Below are 25,790 nucleotides of genomic sequence, written 5' to 3'. Positions count from 1 at the left end.
ATGTTGCATGACCGAACTCGGCTGAAGAAGTTAAAAACTGCGAGCTACCAAATCATCATTATTTTGGCCGTTTGGAGCTGTGCTGATGTCTTACAAAAGTTGCTGAATTTGCCTGTGGCATCAGGGGTACTTGGGTTTTTTCTGCTGTTGTTTTTACTTGAAATGAAATGGTTGAAATTAGCCCACGTTGAACGCGGTGCCAATCTGTTACTGGCTGAACTGCTGCTGTTTTTCATTCCGCCAGTGGTTGGCGTGATTCAATATCAAGATTTATTGATTGCCAGTGGTTGGAAAATTCTGCTGGTGATTTTAATCAGCACCGCTTTGGTGATGATGGTTTCTGTATATAGCGTGCGGTTGTTGTTAAAGCAGCCAGTGCTAAATCAAGAATCAAAACAGGAAGATCAGAATGATTGAATGCTGGGGGATTTTTTACTTGGTTTGGACTGTGCTGTGCTATTTCATGGCAAAGCAGCTTTTTGTTCGAACCCAAAAAATCTATTTATCTCCGATTATTGTCGTTCCTAGCTTGAGCATCATACTGATCTTTCTTTTACAGCATCAGTTCCAAGACTATTACTTTTATACCCAATATTTGGTGGCCATGCTCGGCCCAATTACGGTGGCTTTTGCGATTCCTGTATTTCGTTATCGCCGCATGATTCAGCAACATTTTAAAGTGTTGCTCTTCAGTTCTAGTCTCGCCATGTTGGTGGGTATTTTCAGCAGTTGGTTTTTGGCGAGCCTATTGGACTTTGATGACATCGTTAAAAATAGCCTGTTGGCGCGTTCCATTTCGATTCCTTTTGCTTTGGTGCTCACCGAAAAACTCGGGGGCTCCATCAGCCTGATTCCGCTCTTTACCGTAATTACAGGTTTAGTTGGTATGTTGTTGGGAGACCTTCTTTTGCTTTGGATCAAATATAAAAATCACCTTGCTTCGGGCGCAGCACTGGGTAATGCCGCACATGCTATGGGTATAGCTCGGGCAAGACAGCGGCATGAATTGGAAGGCGTCATTGCTAGTCTCTCGATGATTATTTCAGGAATCATTATGGTGCTATTTGCCCCATCGCTGATAGCAGTGACGAAGTATTTACTTGGCTTTATATCTTTTTAAATCAATAAGGAATCGAATATGAATCCTATGTCACATGCAAAGACAATCTTAAGCCCCAAAAGCTATCTCGCGGCCTTTGTCTTTATAGTACTCATGGTGGCGGCTGCCTATGGGCTGAATGATCGTGAAATTATTCTGCCTGAAATGGCGGCGATGGCCGTTGGGCTATGGGTCTATCGAGATAAACAGTGGCTGAATCAGCCAGATAAAATTTTTATTTTACCCAGTTTGACCGCTGTAATCGGGTTCTGTATTAATTTGATGCCGATTTCATATTTGTTCAAACTGGTTTTGGTTCTCTGTGCTATGTTGCTCGTGATGCGGATGTTTAACTATATATTACCGCCCGCACTGGCCACAGGTTTCTTGCCGATTGTGACCCAAGCCTATGAAATATCGTTTTTGATTTCGATTTTTGCCACCAGTTTTATCCTGATGTTGGGTGTTGTGCTCTTTAAACTGAACCAAGGCGTGGAGAAGAAAGGCAATTTTGATCGACGAAAAATAGGTGTATATGCCAGTATTACCTTAATCGGTTTTGCACTCGCCGCTATTTTCAAGGTTGAAGCGATGGCGCTGATTCCACCGATTACAGTGGTGGTATATGAATCATTAAATATGATGATGTATTCGTTGAAAATGTGCCTTAAGCAGATTGCTGCGTTGACACTGTCGATTTCAATGGCCGTGCTTATGCAGTTGTGGATTCAAGATTGGATCTTGCTCACCCTCATATATATGCCCTTGATGTTTCTTTTGCTCAAGCTCTTTGATATGCGCATTCCTGCGGTATATGCCTTTCCATTTTTGGTTTTTGTCTTTCCTTAAGACAGCGTGATGGCTTTACCTGTTGCATCCGGCCTGATGGCTGGCTTTTCACTTGGCTGTGTCTATATCTATCGCACCTATTTTCAGAATATGAGTGCTGAGAAATCCTATACCTAGCTTGAGAGAAATGACATGATCAGATCTGATCATGTCATTTTATCTCTGGGATGGTGATATTTGCAGTGTGAGGGAGTGGGTCTCTTCAAATCAAAAGATGGTTTAAATCAGTTTGGATTTAAAGCATTCAACTTTTACTCAAAGGCTTCTGGGTAAATACATTGGATCAAGGCATCTAAGGCATTTTGAATACGTTCATTGATTTCAAATGAACAATTGATTCGAATATGATGTGGGACATTGTCCGTTTGATAAAATAATGAACCGGGCGCAATACTGATATTTTTCTCTAAAAGCTGCTCATAAATCAAATTCCCATTGATCTGCTCGGGCAAAGTAATCCATAAGAAATAGCCCGATGGATAATAATGAATTTGATAATCTTCAGACAAATGTTCAGATAAATAAGTGTAATACTGATTTTTGAGACGTTTTAAGGTGTTACGCAAAGTTTTTAAGTGCTTTTCATAGTGTCGATGCGATAAATAATCGACCAAGGCATTTTGAATAAACGAGTTGACGGAAAGCGTACTCATCAGTTGTAAATGCTGAATATGTTCTGAAAACTTACCCGCATAGACCCAACCAATCCGAAAACCCGCACCTAAGGTTTTTGAAAAAGAAGAGCAGTGTAAAACCAAATTTTTCTGATCAAAGTATTTCATCGACAGCGGCTTTTTATGGTCAAAATAAAGCTCCTCATAAACATCATCTTCAATTAAATAGATATCACGTTCATGCAGAAGCTTTGCCAGTTGGTATTTGATGTCATCACTGACCGTAAAACCAATTGGGTTGTGACTGTTGAGCATCAGCAAACAGACTTTAATTGGATAACGTTCAATTGCATCTTTAAACGCCTCAAGGTCAATACCGTGTTCTTCATGTTCAGGAATACTAATGACTTTTAGGCCCAAATGTTCAGCCGCTTGCCATGCGCCATAAAATATTGTTTTTTGAAGTAAAATATAGTCACCCGGTTGGGTCATGGCTTGTAAGGAGAGGTTTAAAGCATCTAATCCGCCCGAGGTAATTACGATATCGGACGGGTCTGTTGGAATCCCTTGCATACAGTAGCGCTGTGCAATCAGTTTCCGCAGCTCAAAGTTTCCGGGAGGTAAACTTGGCATCTGTTCATAACTGAGACGGTGTTTGGCACGTTGTCCCAACGTTTGCATCAGCTTGGCAGAGTAGAGCAGTTGGCTGTTGGGAAAGGCAATGCCAAAGGGAACCATTTGTTCAGATTGGATCGATTTTAAGTATCTGAAAATTTTAGAGTTGATTTCAATTTTTTCGTTGAGGATGACGCTATTGGAGTTGCTTTCTGAGCGTGCATCGCCTGTCACAAAGTAACCGAGTTTTTCTTGTGAATAAATCAGACCTTGCGCTTCGAGTTCCTGATAGGCATTCATCACGGTCATCAGGCTAAAACCCGATGTTTCAGCTTGTTGACGGAGTGAAGGTAGTTTATCGTTGGCTTTCCAAAAACCACTTTCAATCAAATGTTTCAGGCTGAGCGCAAGTTTTTCTGATTTATACATATGGGTTCGCTGCAATTAAAAGGCACAGGACATGTATTGAAAGTCCCGTGCCTAATTCATAAAAAATGCTTGGCTGGCTTTAGTAAGCAAAACTCAGCAACAGCTTAAAGAAACCCGCAATCAGTGCGAGAGAAATAAAGCCAAAGCACCACAATAAAATAAACCATAATCGTGGGCTGAGTCGATCAACAAATTTTTTCATGTCTATCTCCTCAATTAATGATAACCCTGATCCCCTATACGTACTTTGTCACGGAACACCCAATAGGACAAGAAGGTATAGGCAATGATGATCGGAATGAGAATTGCAGCTCCTACTAAGGTGAACTTCAAACTTGACTCAGGTGCAGCGGCCTGCCAAATAGTGACTGATGGCGGAATAATATTGGGCCATAAGCTGATGACGAAGCCAGTAAAAGCCAAAAAGACTAAAGCCAAAGTATAGATAAACGGTTTTAGTTCATGCTGCTTTTTGCACGCCGATAGAATCAAGCCAACAAACAGTAAGACTAAAATTGGCACTGGGCTAAAATAGTATAGATTCGGCAGAGAGAACCAACGCTGTGCAATTTCAGGATGGGTCAGAGGCGTATATAAACTCACGGCACCGAAGATAATGAGTAAAGCAATAATCAGCCTAGGCATCAGATGATACATCCGTTGTTGTATCTCTTTTTCGGTTTTCCAAATGAGCCAACCACAGCCTAAAGTGGCATACATCACCACGACCCCTAGACCAGTAAAACATGTAAATGGCGTGAACCAGTCCCATCCACCACCGCTGTAAATACCATTGGTAGTCTGAATACCTTGGATATAAGCCCCTAAAATCACGCCTTGGAAAAAGCTCGATAAGATAGAGCCCCAGATAAACGCGAGATCCCAGAGGTATTTGGTGCGCGTGGCTTTAAAGCGGAACTCGAACGCTACGCCGCGGAAAATCAAGGCAACCACCATAAAGATAATGGGTAAATACAGTGCCGATAAAACAGTTGAATAGACCAAAGGAAATGCAGCGAATAAGCCAGCACCACCTAGGACCATCCATGTTTCATTACCGTCCCAAACGGGCGCGACGGTATTCATCATCACATCACGTTCTTGCGTTCCGTTCATAAAGGGAAACAGAATACCAATGCCTAAGTCGAAACCATCCATAACCACATAGATGAGTACCCCGAGCCCGATAATACCGACCCAAACCAAAGCGAGATCAATCATGTGGTTTCTCCTTACTATTTTGAGCAGAAGGATCAGTGGTCTCGATAGATTCTTCAACAGCACTGAGTGGACGTAAAGGGGTTTTAAAATGCCCTGGGCCAGTATCTTGCACGGCATCTAAAGGCGTAGAAAAAGCAGGGCCTAATTTGATCAAGCGCAGCATGTAGTAAATACCCGCGCCAAAGACGACGGTATAGACCAGAACAAAAATAATCAGGCTCAAGCCGACTTGATCTGCGGTGACTGTATGCGATAAACCGTCTTTAGTTCGAATCACGCCATACACGACCCAAGGCTGACGACCAACTTCTGTAGTGACCCAACCTGCTAGGAGCGCGATATAACCTGTAGGCCCCATGATGATGGCAAATTTATGAAACCAACTGCTTTCATATAAAGAGCCTTTTTTACGCAGCCACAGCGCTGTTAATGAGAGTAAAACCATTAACATACCCAAGCCGACCATGACTCGGAAACTCCAGAATACAATCAGTGCATTCGGACGGTCTTCAGCTGCGAAGTCCTTTAAACCAGTGACCTGACCCTCTAGGGAATGCGTCAGAATCAAACTGCCCAGATTGGGAATACCAATCTCAAAATCATTCGACTCTGTTTCCATATTCGGTAAAGCGAACAGTAATAAAGGCATGCCATGATCACGATTGGTTTCCCAATGACCCTCAATGGCTGCCAATTTTGCAGGTTGGTGTTTTAAGGTATTTAAACCGTGGTTATCCCCAATCACAACTTGTAAGCAAGATGTGACCAGTACCATCCATAAGCCCATGGAAAAAGATTTTTTCACTAACTCATCACGACGACCTTTCAGTAAATGCCAGGCTGCGGTGCCAACCACCAAAAGTGATGAGACTAGGAAGGCCGCTGCTGCCATATGGGCAAATCGATAGGGGAAAGATGGGTTAAACACAATTGCCCACCAGTCTGTGGGGACAATAATGCCATTTTCGATGGCAAAGCCTTGAGGTGTCTGCATCCAACTGTTGGAAGATAAAATCCAGAACATGGAAATACAGGTACCGATAGCGACCATTAAAGTGGCAAAAAAGTGGGCTTTGGGACTGACGCGTCCCCAACCAAATAGCATAATGCCCAAGAAACCCGCCTCTAAAAAGAAGGCGCTCATGACTTCATACGTGAGCAGTGGCCCTGTGACGCTGCCTGCGATGCGTGAAAATTCACTCCAGTTGGTCCCAAACTGGTAGGCCATGACAATGCCCGAAACAACCCCCATAGCAAATGCCACGGCAAAAATCTTAATCCAGTACTTAAATAAGTCTTTATAAATTGGATTTTGGGTGCGCAGCCACTTCCATTCCAGCATGGCAAGAAAGCAGGCTAAACCAATAGAGGTTGCAGGAAAAATAATATGAAAGGAAACAGTAAAGGCAAATTGAATTCTTGCCAACTCAAGTGCGGTTAATCCGAGGCTCATTGCATCCTCCATGGCTGGCAGGAATATCGACGGTTCGATACCCAGTTGCTGTCTAGATAGGAATGATTAAAAAGCATAGATCGTTTCATTAAAAACTACCTACTTAAAATACTGATGATGATCTTGCATCAGGATGCCTAGAAGATGTAGGTACAAGAATTGGAGAGAAAAAATATAACAAAATAGAAAATTGCACTTAGTCTGTTATATTTTGTGAACTGTTTTTATGATCTATTCATTCTTATTGCTTCATTAAAATATACAGAAAGTTTTGATGCTGAGTTAGTTAAAAAATGTTATTCAAAATTTGCATAACACCTTGTTTGAAATAGCGTAGTTTGAATAAAACTTTTAACGAGGGAGCTTCATTATGAATGATAAGGTCAGTAGTAAAAGCTGAAGTCTAGCTGACAGCCATCGAACCGAGTATGTGCGAATATTTACACCTACAGGATAATAATATTGCACTATCTATTGTGATTTTAAAGTCGTTTGATACTTAAAATACCTCTAAAAAAGGGAGTCTTTAGACTCCCTTCAATAAAGATAGTTTAACGCGCAAGGAAAGTTGCGGCTTCATCAATTAAATCAGCAACGGCTTTGGGTTGAGACGCGAGTGAAGCATGACTGGCATCTAAAGAAATGACTTTTTGAGCATTTAAGCGTGAAGACATCATGGCTTGGTTTTCAGGGTGAATCATGCGGTCTTCAGTTGAAATTTGGTACCAAGATGGTTTGTTTTTCCATGCTGGGTTTGAAATGGTATCGCCAAAAGTACTGGCAACAGGGGCTTTCTGGGTGATGCCCATGACCAGTCCTTCATCATTCGTTAAGTCCTGACAGAAGCTTTCATGGTATTTATCGGCTTTGACCCAAAGGTATCCGTCACTGTCGGGTTCTAAGTTGGGTGCACCAACGGGTAAATGTTGTTGCGTAATGCCACCTGGACTTTCACCAGTATCGGGTGCAAAAGCTGCAATATAGACTAGACCAACAACATTGGGCTGATTACCCACTTCGGTAATGACCGCCCCCCATAGGAGTGGCCAACTAAAAGTACATCTCCTTGTACTTGTGCAATCATTTTACGGGTTCGTTCAACATCATCAGCCAAAGAGGTGAGAGGTAGTTCAACGGCACGAAGGGCTTCGTAACCTCGGTGAGATAGGTCAGTAATGACTTTAGACCAATGGGCAGCGCCGCCCCAAAATCCATGTACTAAAATAATTGTTGGCTTCTTATTCATCTTCTTATCCCTAGAGTAAAAATATCATCTTATAGTTAAAAAAGTGGTCATGCTAGGTTGGGCTAATGATTATCGATGCAAGTTAATTTAACTAATTGTAAGTTAAAAAAATATAGATAAAAGACTGAAAAAAAATGCCAATTACGTTAAAAAGTGGGCATTTTGTGTGATTAATATTTTATTTTTCCTTACTGCTATTTTTTAGCTTTTTTAAAATATTCAATACTGATACTCATTTTTTGAGGTATTCAGCCATAAAAAAAAGAAGAGCTGGATTTTCATAATGTTATAAGATGAGCAGGCTGTGCTGAATGCTTGATTTTGGGGGAAATTGATCATTTATCAATAACTAAAGTAGTACGTTTCATTGTTTCAAATGAACCTCATTAGGGTTTTAAAAGTTGAATTTGGCCATGTTCTATTGCTTTCAATTCTCAACGAGAAATGGGGGAGATGAGGTACATGGCAGATTTTGGGTGGGTATAAATAGAGTGCATTTGCATGAAAAAAAATTAGATGTTTTTTAGTTTTAGTTACAGTTTTGGGGATGAGTGCTTGCGGGGGCGATTAGGATCAGCAGTCAACAACAGCAACGGTAAAAGGTGTTCAAAATGAAATGCCTGTAGCCGTAATTCAGTTAACGCAAAACAGTGCTATGGTCGAGGATAGTATACTTTTAGATGGTTCTGAAAGTACCGATGATGGCACGACCACATTGAGCTATCGTTGGGCGGTTGTTAAAAAGCCAGAAAATAGCTTTCCCAGTCTGGGTGCCAGTACAGATAAAACATTTCATTTTATTCCAGACCGTGCTGGAGATTATGAACTGAGTTTAATGGTGAATGATGGTCAACAAGACAGTCAAACCACTACGGTCAAACTACAAGTCTTTGCAAGAAATACACAACAAGTTGTCAATCCATCAGATGTGATACCAGATCCTAAAGAGGATGATGTATTGGTCGACAATACAGAAGAAAAGAGTAAGGTCATTTTTCGTGATGGCTTTGAGACGGGGACAATTCGTGTCGATAAATACAGCAATGATTTGTCGACGTGGAATGCAATGGCTCTCCACTTTGAAAATCGTAGTTCAGCCACGATAGTTAAAGATCCAGCTGGTACAGGGCAGAATGTTGCCAAATTTGTCGTGCCTGATGATGGTCAATGTTATCGCGCGGAAATACAACGAAAGCAATTTGGTTGGGGTCATTACAACTATTCTTTTTCTCATTATATTCCCTCAACATGGCCAGCATTTCAGTATGGAACAATACTGGCGCAGTGGCATGGTTTTAACCTAAATGGAAAGGATTTGAATCCTCCAATAGCCTTGGTGCTTTCAGGTCTAAAACCTGAATGGCAGTTACATTTATATGAGTTGAAGCCAATGAGCTCGCCATTGGCGGTTCCAGAAACGCTTTTGAAGCGTTATGTCTTAGATGTGCCTGTGGCTTATAACCAGTGGAATGATTGGAATTTTGATATCCAATGGTCAAAACTTGATGCAAACAATCAACTGATTCCCGGGAAAGTGGTGGTAAAACACAATGGAAAAGAAGTAGCCAACATCAGTGGGGTCAATAATTACCATCAAAAGTGGTCACCTTATTTCCAAATGGGCATTTACCGTTCAAGTTGGCGTGAAGGGGCACTGAAGAACCGTGTAATCGTGGGGCAGCCTGTCGAGGCTTACCATAAAAACGTGTTGATTAAAGATCTCAATTAAGATTTTGAGTTTCATCTAAGTGGTCATTTCTTATCACTAAAAAACCGATGGCTCTCACTTGAAAGCCATCGGTTTAATCTGGTGTAACCTTAGATCATTACCACATTATTTTAAAATTAAAGGTTATTGCTTAAATCGGCTTGAGTGTTCATAGGCTTATCTTGAGCATGCTTTCCCCAGTTAAACTTCTGTGCACAGATGCCTAATCCAACTATAAACAAGGCAAGTAAACTAGTGTAAGTCACTTCTTTAAAGTAGGTACCTTCCACAAGCATGGTAATGAGTGCACCAATGATAAAGACAATGGCAAGATAAGTGAGCCAAGGGAATAACCACATTTTAAAGTCAATCACTTGTCCTTCGGCTTCTAATTTTTTACGCATACGTAATTGTGAGAAGGCAATGGTCAGGTAGACATACAGCGCTGCTGTACCTGTTGCTAACATGAAGATGTCATAGACATTCATACTTTCAGTTGCAGTAAGGTACGTTGCCACCAGAGCAAATAATGACGAGACCAGAACGCCCATCCACGGACTACCATTACGGTTGATTGAACCGAAGCTTTTCGGTGCATCGCCACGTTTGGACAGTGAAAATAACATCCGTGAACAGGTATAAAGTGCCGAGTTAAAGCAGCTGCATACCGAGGTCAGGACCACAAAGTTAACAATGTGTTTTGCTTCTGGAATGCCAAGTGCTGACAAAGTCACACTATAGGTTCCCCAAGTTGGATCTTTTAACAGTGGATTGTTATGTGGAATTAGGCAGACGGTAATAAACATTGAACCGACATAGAACAACATAATCCGCCAAACCACAGAGTTAGATGCTTTACGGATTTCACGGGCTGGATTTTCTGATTCTGCCGCCGCAACTGTAACAATTTCAGCACCAATGTAGGCAAACATAACCCCGAGCAAGGCGGTGATCACTGCCGAGAAACCGTTCGGCATGAAGCCGTCTGCGGTTAAATGCGTGATTCCTGATGCAGTTGCTTGACCCCATGGCCATAAATGCATGATAGCCAAGCTACCAATTACTAAGAAAATCACAATCGCAATTACTTTGATGAGTGCAAACCAAAATTCAAATTCACCATAGTTTTTGACATTTTGTAAGTTAACCAAAACTAAGGACACAATTACGACCAGCATGTAACCCCAGATTGGGATAAAGGGAAACCAACTGTTGAGAATTTTACCTGCGACATAGGCTTCCCAACCCATCAGCAAAGCCCAAGAACACCAATACAGCCAGCCAATGGTAAAACCAGCCCAACGCCCAATGGCACGATCTGCATAGGTTGAAAATGACCCACTGTCTGGATTGAGAACGGCCATTTCACCCAGCATACGCATGATTAACAGAATGAGTAATCCACCAAACGCATAGGCCAAAACTGCAGCCGGGCCTGCCGAATAGATAACATTTCCCGAGCCGATGAACAGTGAACCACCAATGACACCTGCAATCGAGATCATGGTGAGATGACGCGACTTAAGTCCATTTTTTAAGCCTTGAGATGCATCCGGCACAGCGCTTTGTTTAGGTGCTTCCATATAATTTTCCTTAATCTTAAGGAGGTAGCTTCAAAAGGGGCAAAGCCTTTTTCGGACTACTCATCCTTTAAAACTGTAACCGAATGATCAGAGGCTTTATCATTATTAAGGCAAAAATGAATAAATCTGATATTCCTGTCAAAGCGTGAAAAATCACACTTTGGCTACAAAACGGTTACATGTTGTTTATGTATGCACCTAATCTCTCTTTTTTGTTCTCAGTAAACGAGAGCCATTTTTTAGCATTTGGAAGGAGCCAATTGCAGCTAAAATATGAAAAGCATGGGAGCCAATGTTTACTCTCATCTCAATAATTTATAGAATGAAGCAGCAAAACTCAGCTTTGTAACCGCGGCTTTAGTCGCAAGTCGAAGGGTTGTAAAAAAACTTAAGTATCTAATTTATAAAAACAATCAACTCAGCGTACGAATTCCTGCATTTCGCAGACATTTGAGTAACACACCAAAAGCCACCAATATTTCCTGTTCACGGACACAGGCAAAGCCCAATAGTAGTCCTTTCTGCCGTGTTGAGTAATGTTTGGTATAGTATTGTGACAGCGCCCGAACTTTCACGCCTTGATCAAGTGCATTGCTGGCAATCAGCACATCATCCATGTTGCTCGGCAGCTTTAAAATCAAATGTAAACCGGCAGCGGTATTGTATTCATGCAGGAAATCTGCCCCAAGATGACGTGTAATCAGATCGATTAAAAAGGCGTGACGCTTGCTATAGAGTAAACGCATACGACGAATATGTGCTTCATAATGGCCCTCACGGATAAACTCCGCCAAAACTTTTTGATCCAGTAAATGCCCGCCCCGATATAACTCCGATGCCACAATACGCAGCGGTGAAAACAGCTTTTTAGGGACCACCAAATAACCAATGCGCAACGCCGGGTAGATGGTTTTACTGAAGGTTCCCATATAAATGACAGGTGCATCAGTCTCCAAGCCTTGCAAAGAAGGGAAGGGCTGACCCGAAAAGCGGAACTCACTGTCATAATCATCTTCCACAATCCAGCTTTTATGCTGGCGTGCGATGGCAATCAGTTGTTTACGACGTTCTAAACTTAAGTGAGAGCCTAAAGGGTACTGATGTGAAGGCGTTACAAAAATCAGTTTAGGTGGGGTTTTCGGGTCTAGGTCAGGAATAATGCCTTCTTGATCGACAGGCAAGGAGCGTAGATTCACGCCATTAATGCGTAAAATATTACGTGCCCCCCAATAAGCAGGATCTTCAATCCAAACTTCATCGCCTGGGTCACTTAAGGTCCGTGAAACCAAATCGATCGCCTGATGTGTCCCTTCAGTAATAATGATTTGGTCTGCATCGCATTGCACCGAACGCGCAATTTTGAGGTATTCCGCCAGTTCTTGGCGCAGCTCTAAACAACCGCCCGCATTGCTATAAATGAGACTGTTAATCTCGGGTTCACGGCTGAGGCGGGTTTGAATACGGCTAAAAATATGGTGCGGAAACTCTGTGACATCGGGTGCACCAGGCACAAACGCGCCCCATTGGTAAGGTGATGCAGCTGAATAGCCGATGAGATAGGAACCGCGTTGCGACAAATTGTAATTCTGCTGAGTCTTTTTTTCTTGAGCTTGACTATTGGTATTTTCAGCTTTGACCAAAAAGGATTCAGGCAGTTTTTCAGCCACCCAAGTGCCTTGGCCTGTACGTGCTTCAACATAGCCTTGCGCTTGTAATTGTTCATATGCACTGAGTACGGTATTGCGTGAGACTTTAATTTCTTTGGCCAAATCACGTGATGCAGGTAGGCGAGTTTTGGGTGCGAGCACACTGTCAATAATGGCGTTGCGTAAGCAGCGAAACAACCGCAATTGTAGGGTTCCGTCAATATCTTGCTGTAATCGTTGCAGTAAATAATCTCCAAGCAAGCTACGCAATTGGCTCTCTCCTACAATATTAAAATGGCTTTTCGTGAGCGATTACCATAAATGCAAAATTATCTCGTCAGGCAGCCGTTGTAAAGCATTTCGCTTGTAGACGTTGGGAGCAAATGCCCGCGACTAAGGGGCTGGAAATATACACAAGTCGCATCCAAAGCAAAAGTTTTTTTAGATGATTTACACATTCGCGTACAACGGTTTGAAAATATAGTCAGAAAAGCGTAAGGCTGGACATAAATGGGTTCTGGGTTGGCACAGTCATCTGCTGAGTTTTGGGTTTCTTTATCATTTTTGGTGATTCGATTGAATACCGTAATGGCTCTCTTAAATAAGTATGTCTTTTTTAATTGATATTTTTTAAGTTGTTTATTTTTATCAAATAAATATTTCAGGTGGAAAATAACTATAAAGGGATAGGGTAAATTGGCTCCATCTGTCTGATGAAAAGTGGCTCTCGTCTAGTGCCAATAAAAGCGCAAAATGCAATAAACCCCACGTCCTTTGTATATCAGCAAAAAGCATGATCGGGACGCTGAAATTTTATAAATGTATGAATCAAGAATGAGGATACAAAATGGACAGTAAACACTCTGCACTGAACGCACGTAAACTAAAAGCGACTCCTCGTGGCGTTGGTGTCATGTGTCAATGGTATGCGGAGAAAGCAGAAAATTCCACCATTTGGGATGCTGAAGGGAATCAATATACAGACTTCGCGGGCGGTATTGCGGTACTGAACACAGGTCACCGTCATCCTAAAATTATTGCTGCTGTTACTGAACAATTGACTAAATTCACCCATACAGCGTACCAAGTTGTACCGTATGAAAGCTATGTTTCTTTAGCTGAACGTATTAATGCACGTGCGCCAATTGCTGGTGAAGCGAAAACAACATTCTTCTCTACTGGTGCTGAAGCTGTAGAAAATGCAGTGAAAATTGCACGTTCTTACACAGGTCGTCACGGTATTGTGACTTTTGGTAACGGTTTCCACGGTCGTTCATTTATGACCATGGCAATGACGGGTAAAACTGCACCGTACAAACGTGACTTTGGTGTGATGCCTTCAGGTGTTTTCCATGCGCGCTATCCTGTAGAGTCAAAGGGCATTACTGTCGATGCTGCGATTGAAAGCATTGAAGACATTTTTGCAGAAGACATTGCGGCACATGATGTTGCCGCTATTGTGCTTGAACCTGTTCAAGGTGAAGGCGGTTTCAACGTTGTTCCTGCTGAATTCTTAAAGCGTTTACGTGCGCTATGTGATCAACACGGTATTTTGATTATTGCAGATGAAGTACAGACAGGCTTTGCACGTACTGGTAAGTTATTTGCCATGGATCACTACGAGACCAAAGCGGATTTAATCACGATGGCGAAAAGCCTTGGTGGTGGTTTCCCAATCTCTGGCGTGGTTGGCCGTGCTGAAGTGATGGATGCACCAAACCCAGGTGGTCTAGGTGGGACTTATGCAGGTAACCCAGTGGCTGTGGCTTCTGCGCATGCCGTACTGGACGTGATTGAAGAAGAAGGTCTTTGCGAACGTGCAAATGTATTGGGCGCAGAGTTGGTTGAAGTTCTGAATGAACTCAAACAGTCTTCGTCTACAGTCCAAGAAATTCGTGCGTTGGGTTCAATGGTCGCGATTGAGTTGGAAACGGCGGATCAAGCGAAAGCAATTCAAAATTATGCAATGCAAAATGGCTTGCTTATTTTGACCTGTGGTCGTTATGGTAATGTGATCCGTTTCTTATATCCTTTAACGATTCCTGCAGAACAATTCCGTGCTGGCTTAAACATTTTAAAACAAGGTTTTGCACTTTCTGCTGCAGCATAATTGAAGAGTAATGACTATGCTTCAAGCGCAATATAAAGATTTATTACAGCATCCAGATATTTGTTTTGATGTGCCTGAAAATGGCGGTTACATCGAAGTCAAAGATGCGGCAACACATGACACCTTGGCATGGGTGAAATCCCATGACCGAGCGTCAGTTGAGCAAGTGATTGCTCGTTCTCAAAAGGCACAAACTGCGTGGAAAGCGCAAACAGCTCTACAACGTGCTGATGTGCTTTGGGCTTGGTTTGATTTGATGCAGGAAAATAAAGAGTCATTGGCTCAGATTTTGACTGCAGAACAAGGCAAGCCGTTAGCTGAAGCACGTGGTGAAATTGGCTATGCGGCTTCATTTATTCGTTGGTTTGCAGAACAAGCGCGCCGTATCGATGGTGAAGTTTTAACACCAACACTGCCGAACCAACGTTTGTTGGTGATCAAACAGGCGATTGGTGTTACGGCCGCAATTACGCCGTGGAACTTCCCCGCAGCAATGATCACACGTAAGGTCGCACCTGCAATTGCAGCAGGGTGCTCGATGATTGTGAAACCTGCTGAGCAAACGCCTTTAACGGCTTATGCTTTAGAAGTGTTAGCAATACGAGCGGGTTTGCCACAAGACGTATTATTACACATCAGTGGTGATTCAAGCGAAGTGGGTAAAACACTGTGTGAAAGCGACACGGTGAAAAAGTTGAGCTTCACAGGTTCAACTCAAGTTGGTCGTATCTTGATGCAACAATGTGCGCCAACCATCAAAAAACTGTCTTTAGAATTAGGCGGTAATGCACCTGTTTTGGTGTTTGATGATGCCAATCTTGAGCAAGCTGTACAAGGCATTATGGCCAGCAAGTTCCGCAATAGCGGACAGACCTGTGTATGTGCCAACCGTATTTATGTACAAGACGGTATTTACGATGCCTTGGTTGAAAAACTGGCAGTTGCTGTAGCGAACTTACAAGTGGGTGATGGCCGAGTTGAGACTTCAACACAAGGCCCGCTGATCGATGAAGCCGCGATTGAAAAAGTACAGTCGCATATTGCCGATGCCATTAGCAAAGGTGCGCAGCTTAAAACCGGTGGTCAACGTTCAAGCTTAGGTGGTACTTTCTTTGAACCGACACTTTTAACGGAAGTGACGCAAGAGATGAAAGTCGCGAAAGAAGAAACCTTTGGTCCATTAGCACCCTTATTCCGTTTTAAAACAGAAGAAGAAGCAGTGCAAATGGCCAATGACACCGAGTTTGGTTTAGCAACTTACCTATTTACGCAGAATACCGCACGTCAGTGGCGTGTTGGTGAAGCACTTGAGTACGGTATGGTCGGCATTAACACGGGTGCGATTTCAAATGAAGTGGCTCCCTTTGGTGGTGTGAAGCAGTCTGGCTTAGGTCGTGAAGGCTCTAAATTTGGTATCGACGAATATCTCGAAATGAAATATTTGTGCGTGGATTTATCGGTTTAAGATAGTCCAATACCCTTCAGTTTAAAAATCAGCCTTGCCCATTCAAGGCTGATTTTTTATGGGTGTATATTAGTTAAGAGTCGGTTTATTTTTAATATTGTATGGTCTAGTCATAATCCTCTTATAATTCGAAGCAATGAGAGGTGAGGGTTGATAAATCTAATAAGATCACTTTTTGATTTATGAAGGAGATTTACTATTTGTTCTTTGGCGAAACCCACATTTTTGGCATTCCTATGACTAAGTTCCAAAAAATATAAGTAATCGCGTAAAACATTAATGCACCTAGTATCCATAAACCCAACATAGAATTCGTGAATAATCTATAAAATGCTCCTCCACGACCTATGCTATCCCCACCTTCTAACATAACAATAAAAGGTAAAATAATTGCTACAGGTGATAGACACACATTCAATATTGAAACTAAAAACCTCTTAGGAATTGGGTGATTTAGCATTTTATGGTCATAAAGCAAATACGACACTATTAAAAATAGAGTAGGGAAAGAAAAGAAATACATTAAAAATATGTAAATCCAAGCTCTAACCTCAATAATATTTAACAAGGAAACATCAATATAAAATGGAAGAAATATTAATATTAATTCCAAATTAATCAATATTATATCTTTATCAAAAAAAACAAGAAGAAACTCAGATAACAATACCATAACTCCACTAAATAAAAATGAAGCCTTGAAATCAAAACCTACCTTACCCATACCATACTCGCTTATCAGCATAATAACCAAACTACAATAAAAAAATATTTTAATATTGATATTTTATTTATTAAGCCCGCTATGTACACTAAATAGACTTATTTTAAATATAATTAAATTCAATATTATTTAAATTAATATACCCAAAAAATAATAAAAACCTCTGATTCTCATACTCCACTACACCTGAAATTTTTTCCATGTATTGCATGAGTTCTGGTATTTTTTCTGCTTGAATCATTTTTACAGTTCGAGATGGATCAACCCCATCAAACTGACTATAAAGTAAAGGCTCGTCACGCTTTAAAATGAGAACATTTGAAGTGTCATGCCATTCAAACCAGCACAGACCAAATCAGTGGTCTAGACTAAGTATGGGTGGAGAAACGACCGCCAAGTGTCGAGCCTATCAAAGGATTTTTATAATAACTAAATGCATCTAGTGGGATATTGTATACTATTTTATCTTAAATAAAACAATAAGATAGTTTGGATCAATAATGTTAAAGATTCACACTAACCGCTCAGACAAAGAAAAATTTGATCCTTATGAATTATATATTTTTAGTTCAGCATCCAATTTACAACGTCTTTTGATCTTTAAGGCAACAGGCTAGAGAGAAGTATAAATTTTCCAGATTGTCTTTATCGACTTTAAACTTTATAGGTAGAAAGCAAAATGCTGGTTTCAGTATTGTAAATACCTGAAATATTTCGAATTCGTTCTAAAATTCGGTCAAAATTCTCTAAGCTGTCAGACTTCAACTCTACCAACAGATCCCACTTGCCATTGGTGCTATGCAAGGTATGCACAGCAGAGTCGATTCGGAGCTCTTTGACGACTGCACTGGTCTTGGTGCCTTCGACCATAATATTCATCCAAGCTCGGATACTATTTTTCTCAGTCCCCGGTTTAATCCGCACTGTATAGCCTGTAATGACGCCACTGGTTTCCAAATATTCAATACGCTTTTGCACTGTATTTCGAGAGATACGGAGCTTGTTGGCAATGTCGGTAATCGAGATACGCGCATTGTCTTGCAGTAAGCCGAGGATTTGACTGTCCGTATCATTCATTTTGATTTTTCCTGTTATCAATTTGATGAAATTTATTTCATTTTAATCAAAATTACAACTTTTTCGGCGCAGTTTGATTTTTCATACTATGCATATTGAGCAGTATTCACATGAACGTTACATCGAGCTGAGGCGATGTGTTCTGCGGGTGATGTCTCATATCTATTTAATGGATTTGATTCACCAAATTTTCAAAGGGAAACATCATGTCTTTGTCATATGAAATGGACAATAGTGGCGCTTGGCAGACCTATCTTGCACAGATTAACCGTGTTGCGCCATATCTGGAAGACGACTTAATTCCATTCATCGATACTTTAAAGCGTCCTAAGCGCGCTTTGATTGTTGATGTACCAATCGTGATGGACGATGGTTCGATCCAGCACTTCGAAGGTTATCGTGTACAGCACAATTTGTCGCGTGGACCGGGTAAAGGTGGTATTCGTTATCATCCAGACGTAGAACTCAATGAAGTCATGGCACTCTCAGCGTGGATGACGATTAAAACTGCGGTATTAAACTTACCGTATGGCGGCGCCAAAGGTGGTGTGCGTGTAGACCCCCGCAAATTGTCTCCACGTGAACTTGAACGCTTAACTCGCCGTTTTACCAGCGAAATTAGCCTAGTGATTGGCCCACAAGTCGATATTCCAGCTCCAGATGTAGGCACCAATGCAGACATTATGGGTTGGATGATGGATACCTATTCAAGTATCAAAGGTCATACCGTAACAGGTGTGGTAACCGGTAAGCCTGTGCACTTGGGTGGTTCTTTAGGCCGTGTGCGTGCAACAGGTCGTGGCGTATTTGTGACTGGTTTAGAAGTTGCTAAGAAAATCAATCTTGCGCTTGAAGGCAGTCGTGTAGCGATCCAAGGTTTCGGTAACGTGGGTAGCGAAGCGGGTTACTTATTCCATAAAGCCAATGCGAAAGTGGTGTGTGTACAAGACCATACAGGCACGATCTTTAATGCTGAAGGCATGGACGTTAAGCAGTTACAAGACTACGTTGCGATTCATAAAGGTGTAGCAGGCTTCCCAGATGCCACTTTAATTGAAGATGAAGCGTTCTGGTCGGTTGAAATGGATATTTTAATTCCAGCGGCTTTAGAAGGTCAGATTACGCCTGAGCGTGCGCAAAAATTGACTGCAAAATTAGTCTTGGAAGGTGCGAATGGTCCAACGTATCCAGACGCAGAAGACATTCTGTTAGAACGTAAAATCACGATTGTACCTGACGTACTGTGTAACGCAGGCGGTGTAACTGTGAGTTACTTCGAATGGGTTCAAGACATGGCGAGCTACTTCTGGACAGAAGAAGAAATTAACCAACGTTTAGACAAACTCATGATGTCAGCAGTTGAAGACGTTTGGTTCACTGCAAGCGAAAAGCAGTGCAGCCTACGTACAGCAGCATACATCTTGGCGTGTAAACGTATCTTAAAAGCACGTAAAGAACGAGGAATTTTCCCAGGTTAAGGGGAAGTTCCGTGCCCTTCGGGGCACACCACATTATTAGAAAGAACAACATCAGATTTATTAAGGACGAACAAACCATGAACCAGAATAGTCAACCCGCTCGCCAAGATTTTAATCAGTACATGGTGCCAGTTTTTGCACCCGCTCAGTTTATTCCTGTGCGTGGCGAAGGTTCTCGTTTATGGGATCAGCAAGGTAAGGAATATATCGATTTTGCAGGCGGTATTGCGGTCAATGCACTTGGACATGCTCACCCTGTGGCGGTTAAAGCTTTGGTCGAACAAGGTCAAAAGCTTTGGCACATTGGCAATGGTTATACCAATGAACCCGTACTTGCACTTGCAAAACAATTAGTTGATAACACCTTTGCAGATAAAGTGTTCTTCTGTAACTCTGGTGCAGAAGCAAATGAAGCGGCTTTGAAACTTGCGCGCAAAGTGGGCCTAGTTTCAGGCTCTGCACGCAAAAATAAAATTATTGCATTTAAAAATGCTTTCCACGGTCGTACTTTATTTACGGTTACGGCAGGTGGTCAACCGAAATATTCACAAGATTTTGCACCGCTTCCAGAAGGTATTCAGCACTTAGCATTTAATGATTTAGATGCCGTACGTGAAGCGATTGATGCAGACACGTGTGCGGTGATTGTTGAGCCGATTCAAGGTGAAGGTGGTGTCATTACGGCAAGCCCTGAATTTTTAAAGGGTTTACGTGAACTGTGTGACCAACATGGTGCGGTACTTATTTTTGATGAAGTGCAAACAGGTGTCGGTCGTACAGGTGCTTTATATGCGTATATGAATACGGATGTGATCCCAGACATTTTAACCACAGCCAAAGCACTCGGCGGCGGTTTTCCAATTGGTGCCATGATCACAACAGATAAGTTTGCCAACATGTTTGTGGTGGGTGACCATGGTACGACTTATGGTGGTAACCCATTGGCGTCTGCTGTAGCCAATGCGGTGTTTGGTTTGATCAATACCCCAGAAGTGTTAAATGGTGTACGTACACGTGCGCAAATTTTTGCCGACGGTTTAAACCAGTTAAATGCACGTTATGGCCTATTTGAAGAAGTCCGTGGTCAAGGTTTACTCATTGGCTGTGTACTAAAAGCTGAATATGCAGGCAAAGCCAAAGACATCGTGACTTTAGCGGGCGAAGAAGGCTTATTGGCGCTGGTTGCAGGTCCAAATGTCGTTCGTTTCACGCCATCATTAATTATTCCAGAAGCAGATATCGAAGCAGGTTTACAACGCTTTGAGCGTGCGCTCGCGCGCTTTGTTGGCGCGTGATAGGCCACTGGTTATGATGATTGTTAGACATGCAGAGCATCGAGATTTAGATGATATCTACATTCTGGCGGGGAAGTCGGGCGTTGGCCTGACTTCTTTACCCCAAAATAAAGAGATCTTATCTGCTCGAATTGCACGCACACAAAAGACCTTAGCGGGGCAAGCTGCACCAAGTGAACAAGGGTATTTATTTGTTTTAGAAGATACTCAGTTACAACGTGTGGTGGGTGTGAGTGCCATTGAAGTTTCAGTGGGTTTAACTGAACCTTTTTATAACTACCATGTGGGCAAACAAGTCCATGCCTCACAAACTCTGAATGTTTATAAAACTTTAAATACGCTGTTTTTAAGCAATGACCATACAGGTTGTAGTGAACTCTGCACACTGTTTTTAGATCCAGAGTACCGCAAAGACCAAAATGGAAAACTGCTGTCGAAGATTCGTTTTCTGTTTATCGCAGCTTTCAAACAGGCTTTTCAAAATAAGCTGATTGCAGAAATGCGTGGTTATTCGGATGAAAATGGTCGTTCGCCATTTTGGGATGCCTTAGGCCATCACTTTTTCAATATGGATTTCTCGACTGCGGATTACCTCAGTGGTATTGGACAAAAAGTCTTTATTGCGGAGTTGATGCCACGTTTTCCTGTGTATATCGACTTACTGCCGATGGCCGCACAACAAGTGATTGCACAGGTACATCCTCAGACTGTTCCTGCCTCTCGTGTGTTGGAGTCGGAAGGGCTGTGTTACCAAGGTTATGTCGATATTTTTGATGCAGGCCCGACGCTTGAAGCGGAAGTCAGTAGCCTTCGTGCAGTCAAAGAAAGTCACACTTGTGCCGTCAAAATTGTCGATAGCGTACCAGAAGGTGCAGGGCGTTATTTGGTGGCGAATGATCGATATCAAGACTATCGCGCGATTTTAATTCAGCATGCGGCTGAGACAGACAGTTTAAGTTTAACGGTAGAACAAGCGCATGCCCTTGGTGTGCAAGCAGGGCAAAGCATTCGTATGTTGCCTTTAGATAAGATGGAGCAAAAATAATGTCACAAGGGAATTTATATATAAACGGGACATGGTCTCCAGCACAAGGTACGGCATGGGACAAACTCGATCCAGTTACGCAAGACACAATTTGGCATGGTGCAGAAGCAACAGCTGAGCAAGTTGCACAGGCTTGTCAGTCTGCACGCGCAGCATTTGCCGCTTGGGCACGCCGTCCTTTAGCTGAGCGCCTTGAAATTATTCAACGATTTGCCAGCTTGTTAGAACAAAACAAACAACAGCTTGCAACGATTATTAGTCGTGAAACCAGTAAGCCGATTTGGGAAACATTGACTGAAGTTCAGTCAATGATTGGTAAAGTAGCGATTTCAGTACGTGCTTATCACGAACGTACAGGTGAAAGTCTGACGGAAATGCCAGATGGCGCTGCGTCTTTACGTCACCGTCCGCATGGTGTTTTGGCTGTATTTGGCCCATATAACTTCCCAGGTCACTTGCCAAATGGTCATATCGTCCCTGCGCTGATTGCGGGCAATACCATTGTTTTTAAACCAAGTGAACTTACGCCGTGGACAGCAGAAGAAACCGTGAAGTTGTGGCAAGAAGCAGGATTACCAGCAGGCGTATTGAACTTGGTACAAGGTGGTCGCAGTACAGGTGAAGCACTGGCCCAATCGCATGAAATTGATGGCTTGTTGTTCACAGGCAGTGCCAATACGGGTTACCACTTACACAAGCAGCTTGCGGGCGCACCAGAAAAAATTCTCGCGCTAGAAATGGGTGGCAACAACGCATTAATTATCGACGAGATTACCGACATTGATGCGGTGGTGAACTTAACCGTCCAATCTGCCTTTATTTCAGCGGGGCAGCGCTGTACTTGTGCACGTCGTTTAATCATTAAAAATGGTGCACTAGGCGATGCCTTCATTCAACGTTTGGTTGAAGTCAGCCGTAATTTGGTTGTGGGTCAGTGGGATGCTCAGCCACAACCGTTTATGGGTGGTGTCATTTCATTGCATGCTGCACAGCAAATTCTACAAGCACAACAACGCCTAATCGATTTAGGGGCTCAAGTTCTGCTCCCTGTTACTCAAGCGGATGCCAACAGCAGCTTGTTAAGTCCGGGTCTTTTAGACGTGACCCATGTTAGCGATGTGCCAGATGAAGAATATTTTGGGCCACTCAGCTGTATCTATCGTTATGACCATTTCGATGAGGCTTTGGCACTGGCGAATGCCACTCGATTCGGTTTGTCGGTGGGTCTAGTTTCACCTGACCGTGATCTGTTTGATCGTTTATTGATTGAAGCGCGTGCAGGCATTGTGAACTGGAATAAACCATTAACAGGCGCTTCAAGTGCCGCGCCATTTGGTGGTGTTGGTGCATCAGGGAATCATCGTGCCAGTGCTTTCTATGCCGCAGATTACTGCGCATGGCCAATGGCATCACTGGAAAGTCAGCAGGTAAGCCTACCTGAAAAATTATCGCCAGGCATTGTGCTGTAAGTCGACAAAAAGGGAGTTTAGAAATGTCAGGCTATGAAATTAATTTTGATGGTTTAGTCGGTCCAACGCATCACTATGCGGGATTGTCATTCGGAAACGAAGCATCCACCAAAAATCAAAATAATCTTTCCAACCCAAAGTTGGCTGCCAAGCAAGGTCTGTTAAAGATGAAAGCTTTGGCCGACATGGGCTTAAAGCAAGGTGTATTTGCACCACAAGAACGCCCACATGTGCCGACTTTGCGCAAATTGGGTTTTCGCGGTGATGATCACAGCGTCATCGAACAAGCGATGCGAACTTCGCCTGCGTTATTATCAGCTTTGAGTTCTGCATCGTGCATGTGGACTGCCAATGCGGCAACGGTTTCACCGTCGGCAGACAGCGCAGATGGTCGTGTACATTTTACTGCGGCAAATTTGAACAACAAATTCCACCGTTCTATTGAACACGATACTACATCACGCGTGATGGCAGCCATGTTTAAGGATGAGCGTCACTTCGCCCATCATGAAGCACTGCCACAAGTGGCTTTGTTTGGTGATGAAGGTGCGGCGAACCATAACCGTTTAGGCGGTGCGTATGACCAAGCCAGCGTGCAAGTGTTTGTCTATGGTCAGCAGTTCCTCGGTGGTGGTATCGGTCCGAAACACTATCCTGCACGCCAGTCGCGTGAGGCGAGTGAAGCAGTAGCACGTTTACACCAACTCAAAGCGGAACAAACCGTTTTTGTCCAGCAGCATCCCGATGTGATTGACCAAGGCGTTTTCCATAACGACGTGATTGCGGTGAGTAACCAAAACGTCTTGTTTCACCATCAGCATGCATTTTTGAACCAATCGGAAGCGTTGGCAGAAATTCGCGAAAAAATGGCGCGTTTGGGTCAAGAGTTTGTGTCCATTGAAGTGCCTGATCAGCGTGTATCTGTGAAAGATGCGGTCAATACTTATTTGTTCAATAGCCAATTGCTCACGCGTGCCGATGGCGGGATGAGCATTGTGGTGCCTGAAGAATCGCATCAAAACCCAGCAGTGTGGGGCTACTTAAACGACATGATCCAAATGGGTACGCCGATTGATGACATCAAAGTCTTCGACCTGCGTGAAAGTATGCGCAATGGCGGTGGTCCTGCATGTTTACGTTTACGTGTGGCGGTGAATGAAGCAGAACTGAACGCGATCAATCCAAACCTGTTTATGAATGATGCCTTGTTTACCCGTTTAAATACGTGGGTGGATCACTACTACCGTGACCAGCTGGCGCAGCAAGATTTGGCTGACCCGCAATTACTGATTGAAAGCCGTACTGCGTTAGATGAGTTGACTCAAATTTTGAACTTAGGTTCGGTGTATCACTTCCAACGTTAAGCAATCGTGCAGGGAAAGCAGATGATAAATTTTCTAGGTGATGTTTTAGCACAACGTGTCCCGGCTGTAGTGCATGGCGTACAGCATGATTTTTGTTGGGAGTGGTTGGCTGAAGGTGTTTTATCTTTTACGCCAAAACAGGCTTATGAAAAAGCGGTCGTGCTTTCCGCGGGTGTGCATGGCAATGAAACTGCGCCAATCGAGTTGTTGGCGCAGTTGAGTCAAGATTTGTTTGCAGGGGCATTAGAGCTCAAGGTGAAGTTATTACTGATTTTAGGTAACCCTATCGCGATTCGCACAGGGCAACGTTATGTTGAAAATGATATGAACCGCATGTTCTGCGGGGCCTATCAACAATTTACCGACACAGTTGAAGCGCAGCGGGTGGCGGTCTTAGAACAGACCGTCACCGCTTTTTTTAATGATAGTCCAGCTCAAGTGCGACGCTATCATTATGATTTGCACACTGCGATTCGCCCATCTTTGTTGCCGACTTTTGCCTTATTTCCTTATCAAACCCATGACTATGATGCGGTGATGTTGGACAGCCTAAAAGCTGCGGAACTGGATGCCTTGGTGTATCACAATGCAGTAGGTCGTACCTTTACGCACTTTAGCAGCGCTCAGTTTCAAGCAGCCAGTTCGACGCTTGAACTTGGTCATGCCAAACCCTTTGGCCAAAATGATTTGGCGGCTTTCGCCGCGATTAATCATGTGCTTCGCACCGTGGTGAGTGAGCAGGCCTTACCTATCCGTCAAAAACAAGCAATTCAAACTTTTCGAGTCGTTGATTCGATCATCAAAACTGAAGATGACTTCCAGCTTAATTTGGCAGATTCTGCGCCTAATTTTTCCGTGTTCGAAACTGATGCAGTGATTGCTCTGCAACAGGGCAAACCGTATGTGACTGCACCTGATCAGGTTCGAATTTTATTTCCGAATACTCAAGTGAAAAAGGGATTAAGAGCTGGGCTGATATTAACTGAGGTTCATGCTTGATGATTTCAGTCAATTTATTAAATGTGATGATGGTGGTTTATCGAACTTAAGTCGTTAAATTAATTTTCAATGGAATTGAATATATGGATATTGAGAAAAATATTAATTCAATATTTTCATCTGTCGATCATAAGGATACTTATAATCGATGGATGATTTTGTGTTGTGTTTTTATTAAATTGTTGTTTTTTAATATTAAATAATTAAATTAGGCATGGGTTTTGCAGCCTGTGTGAGTATTATTTTGCCGCCATAAAGAGATAAATAGTGTGGTGCTGAATAATAAAAATTAATGTTATTG

Annotated in this window: 20 protein-coding genes and 1 pseudogene; 12 read left to right on the top strand and 9 right to left on the bottom strand. The window is 42.7% G+C overall.

Annotated elements, in window-relative coordinates; genetic code table 11:
- The 3 genes from ACSC9N_RS12830 to ACSC9N_RS12820 are packed head-to-tail and all read left to right on the top strand — an operon-like array spanning position 1 to position 1,948.
- Complete coding sequence (locus tag ACSC9N_RS12830; RefSeq protein ID WP_058952241.1) at positions 1–417, top strand: CidA/LrgA family protein; 417 nt, start codon at positions 1–3, stop codon at positions 415–417.
- Positions 410–1,120, top strand: a complete 711-nt coding sequence (locus ACSC9N_RS12825) for an LrgB family protein (RefSeq protein ID WP_439036046.1) — start codon at positions 410–412, stop codon at positions 1,118–1,120. Before ACSC9N_RS12830 ends, ACSC9N_RS12825 begins: the two co-directional genes overlap by 8 nt.
- Positions 1,121–1,138: 18 nt before the next feature.
- A complete protein-coding gene (locus tag ACSC9N_RS12820; protein WP_228141070.1) occupies positions 1,139–1,948 on the top strand; it encodes an HPP family protein in 810 nt (269 codons plus the stop codon).
- A gap of 251 nt (positions 1,949–2,199) precedes the next feature.
- On the opposite strand, the gene ACSC9N_RS12815 is transcribed toward ACSC9N_RS12820, so the two are convergent.
- The 5 genes and pseudogenes from ACSC9N_RS12815 to ACSC9N_RS12795 all read right to left on the bottom strand — a co-directional run bounded on the left by ACSC9N_RS12815 (position 2,200) and on the right by ACSC9N_RS12795 (position 7,526).
- Positions 2,200–3,606, bottom strand: coding sequence for a PLP-dependent aminotransferase family protein (locus ACSC9N_RS12815; RefSeq protein WP_058952239.1), 1,407 nt, complete (start codon positions 3,604–3,606; stop codon positions 2,200–2,202).
- Between the two features lie 79 nt (positions 3,607–3,685).
- Positions 3,686–3,808 carry a hypothetical protein gene (locus tag ACSC9N_RS12810; RefSeq protein ID WP_004694789.1) on the bottom strand — a complete coding sequence of 41 codons (123 nt, stop codon included), beginning with the start codon at positions 3,806–3,808 and terminating at the stop codon, positions 3,686–3,688.
- A gap of 14 nt (positions 3,809–3,822) precedes the next feature.
- Complete coding sequence (gene cydB, locus ACSC9N_RS12805; protein WP_004694788.1) at positions 3,823–4,827, bottom strand: cytochrome d ubiquinol oxidase subunit II; 1,005 nt, start codon at positions 4,825–4,827, stop codon at positions 3,823–3,825.
- On the bottom strand, positions 4,820–6,280 hold the full coding sequence (locus tag ACSC9N_RS12800; RefSeq protein ID WP_058952238.1) for a cytochrome ubiquinol oxidase subunit I: 1,461 nt from the start codon (positions 6,278–6,280) through the stop codon (positions 4,820–4,822). The genes cydB and ACSC9N_RS12800 overlap by 8 nt, the downstream gene beginning before the upstream one ends.
- Before the next feature lie 551 nt (positions 6,281–6,831).
- Positions 6,832–7,526, bottom strand: a pseudogene (locus ACSC9N_RS12795) (alpha/beta hydrolase).
- A 616-nt stretch (positions 7,527–8,142) separates the two neighbouring features.
- On the opposite strand from ACSC9N_RS12795, the gene ACSC9N_RS12790 reads away from it, so the two are divergent.
- Positions 8,143–9,255 (top strand): heparin lyase I family protein, encoded by a 1,113-nt coding sequence (locus ACSC9N_RS12790; RefSeq protein ID WP_439036045.1) that lies wholly within the window; start codon positions 8,143–8,145, stop codon positions 9,253–9,255.
- A gap of 116 nt (positions 9,256–9,371) precedes the next feature.
- Here ACSC9N_RS12790 and ACSC9N_RS12785 read toward each other — a convergent pair whose 3' ends face one another.
- Together ACSC9N_RS12785 and ACSC9N_RS12780 are read right to left on the bottom strand one after the other, a co-directional pair.
- Positions 9,372–10,817, bottom strand: coding sequence for an amino acid permease (locus ACSC9N_RS12785; protein WP_058952237.1), 1,446 nt, complete (start codon positions 10,815–10,817; stop codon positions 9,372–9,374).
- Between the two features lie 413 nt (positions 10,818–11,230).
- Positions 11,231–12,733 carry a PLP-dependent aminotransferase family protein gene (locus tag ACSC9N_RS12780; protein WP_058952236.1) on the bottom strand — a complete coding sequence of 501 codons (1,503 nt, stop codon included), beginning with the start codon at positions 12,731–12,733 and terminating at the stop codon, positions 11,231–11,233.
- Positions 12,734–13,310: 577 nt separating this feature from the next.
- Here ACSC9N_RS12780 and gabT point away from each other — a divergent pair.
- Together gabT and ACSC9N_RS12770 are read left to right on the top strand one after the other, a co-directional pair.
- Complete coding sequence (gene gabT / locus ACSC9N_RS12775) at positions 13,311–14,573, top strand: 4-aminobutyrate--2-oxoglutarate transaminase (RefSeq protein WP_058952235.1); 1,263 nt, start codon at positions 13,311–13,313, stop codon at positions 14,571–14,573.
- A 16-nt stretch (positions 14,574–14,589) separates the two neighbouring features.
- Positions 14,590–16,038, top strand: coding sequence for an NAD-dependent succinate-semialdehyde dehydrogenase (locus ACSC9N_RS12770; protein ID WP_058952234.1), 1,449 nt, complete (start codon positions 14,590–14,592; stop codon positions 16,036–16,038).
- 196 nt (positions 16,039–16,234) lie between these two features.
- On the opposite strand, the gene ACSC9N_RS12765 is transcribed toward ACSC9N_RS12770, so the two are convergent.
- Positions 16,235–16,762: a hypothetical protein gene (locus ACSC9N_RS12765; RefSeq protein WP_094148456.1), complete on the bottom strand. Its 528-nt coding sequence runs from the start codon at positions 16,760–16,762 to the stop codon at positions 16,235–16,237.
- A gap of 654 nt (positions 16,763–17,416) precedes the next feature.
- A complete protein-coding gene (locus ACSC9N_RS12760) occupies positions 17,417–17,839 on the bottom strand; it encodes an Lrp/AsnC family transcriptional regulator (RefSeq protein ID WP_058952232.1) in 423 nt (140 codons plus the stop codon).
- Between the two features lie 203 nt (positions 17,840–18,042).
- Between ACSC9N_RS12760 and ACSC9N_RS12755 the strand changes: the two genes are divergently transcribed.
- The 6 genes from ACSC9N_RS12755 (at position 18,043) to astE (ending at position 25,489) form a co-directional block, all read left to right on the top strand.
- Positions 18,043–19,317, top strand: a complete 1,275-nt coding sequence (locus tag ACSC9N_RS12755; RefSeq protein ID WP_171253722.1) for a Glu/Leu/Phe/Val family dehydrogenase — start codon at positions 18,043–18,045, stop codon at positions 19,315–19,317.
- A 77-nt stretch (positions 19,318–19,394) separates the two neighbouring features.
- On the top strand, positions 19,395–20,612 hold the full coding sequence (locus ACSC9N_RS12750; RefSeq protein WP_058952230.1) for an aspartate aminotransferase family protein: 1,218 nt from the start codon (positions 19,395–19,397) through the stop codon (positions 20,610–20,612).
- 13 nt (positions 20,613–20,625) lie between these two features.
- Complete coding sequence (gene astA, locus ACSC9N_RS12745) at positions 20,626–21,657, top strand: arginine N-succinyltransferase (protein ID WP_058952229.1); 1,032 nt, start codon at positions 20,626–20,628, stop codon at positions 21,655–21,657.
- The gene (gene astD, locus ACSC9N_RS12740; RefSeq protein ID WP_058952228.1) at positions 21,657–23,126 is read left to right on the top strand and encodes a succinylglutamate-semialdehyde dehydrogenase; all 1,470 of its coding nucleotides are present in this window, start codon (positions 21,657–21,659) and stop codon (positions 23,124–23,126) included. The genes astA and astD overlap by 1 nt, the downstream gene beginning before the upstream one ends.
- 23 nt (positions 23,127–23,149) lie before the next feature.
- Complete coding sequence (gene astB, locus ACSC9N_RS12735; protein ID WP_058952227.1) at positions 23,150–24,490, top strand: N-succinylarginine dihydrolase; 1,341 nt, start codon at positions 23,150–23,152, stop codon at positions 24,488–24,490.
- 21 nt (positions 24,491–24,511) lie between these two features.
- Positions 24,512–25,489, top strand: coding sequence for a succinylglutamate desuccinylase (astE, locus tag ACSC9N_RS12730; RefSeq protein ID WP_058952226.1), 978 nt, complete (start codon positions 24,512–24,514; stop codon positions 25,487–25,489).
- The last annotated feature ends 301 nt before the right edge of the window (positions 25,490–25,790 follow it).

It is taken from the genome of Acinetobacter sp. PC34 (assembly GCF_051789135.1).
Taxonomy (GTDB): Bacteria; Pseudomonadota; Gammaproteobacteria; order Pseudomonadales; family Moraxellaceae; genus Acinetobacter; species Acinetobacter johnsonii.
The sequence above is the reverse complement of the archived record's forward strand: the minus strand, read 5'-3'. Positions and strand labels throughout refer to the sequence as shown.